The organism is Xenorhabdus indica (genome assembly GCF_014467235.1).
Taxonomy (GTDB): Bacteria; Pseudomonadota; Gammaproteobacteria; order Enterobacterales; family Enterobacteriaceae; genus Xenorhabdus; species Xenorhabdus indica.
This window is the reverse complement of record NZ_NKHP01000097.1, coordinates 1-856: the sequence shown is the minus strand read 5'-3', so window position 1 is coordinate 856 and position 856 is coordinate 1. Positions and strand designations below refer to the sequence as shown.

At 46.1% G+C, this 856-nt stretch carries 1 protein-coding gene; it reads left to right on the top strand.

Annotated features, from left to right (window positions below):
* Positions 1–856, top strand: an 856-nt coding sequence (locus Xind_RS19635) for an autotransporter outer membrane beta-barrel domain-containing protein (protein ID WP_187650955.1), incomplete at both ends; no start/stop codon positions are given.

The following is an 856-nucleotide window of genomic DNA, read 5'->3' as shown; positions in this document are numbered from 1 at the left end:
ATGGTATTTCTAATTCAGGCACTATTGATGGCGATGTGGAACTTGGCAACGCCAGTCTTTATATGTCTGGCCCAAATGCAACCCTGAAGGGCAATGTGTCCGGGTCGAAAAATTCAGTTGTCACCATCGGGGGAAAAGGGGCTACAACGGAAAATCTGGATCTTACCTATACCCACGATATGAATGTCGGTACTGTCAAGATATTATCCGGCAGTGCGTTACGTCTGGGTGACAGAAATAAAATGGGAAGTATCACCAGTAATATTGATAATGCGGGTAATCTTTATTTCAACCATGACACAACAATTTCCGCTTTGAATAACAGTGGCAGAGTGTTCTTTGGCGGAGATAACAAAAATGTCGGGCGTACACTGACTATCGCAAGTGATTACAAGGGCAATAACGGCACAGTGACTTTATCAACCGTGTTGGGCGGGGATCACTCAAAGACTGACAAACTTGTAGTGAAAGGCAGCACATCGGGTTCAACCCATCTTGTGATCAAAAACGTCGGGGGAGCGGGGGCACAGACGACTGAAGGTATCAAGGTTATTGATGTCCTGGGGGCATCAAATGGTATTTTCAATCTGGTTGGCGACTATAATTATAGAGGAGATCCTGCCATTGTAGCTGGTGCCTATGCCTACCGTCTTTATAAGAATGGTACTAACAATGCGGATGGAAACTGGTATCTGCGCTCATTATTGATCAGTTCAAAACCCAACACTAAACCGACACAGCTTTATCAGGCTGGTGTGAGTGTTTACGAGGCTTACGGACGAGTTTTACAGACGCTGAATACGCCAGCGTCCTTGCGTGACCGGATCGGCAGACGTAAGCGCAAGCCGATTGACAT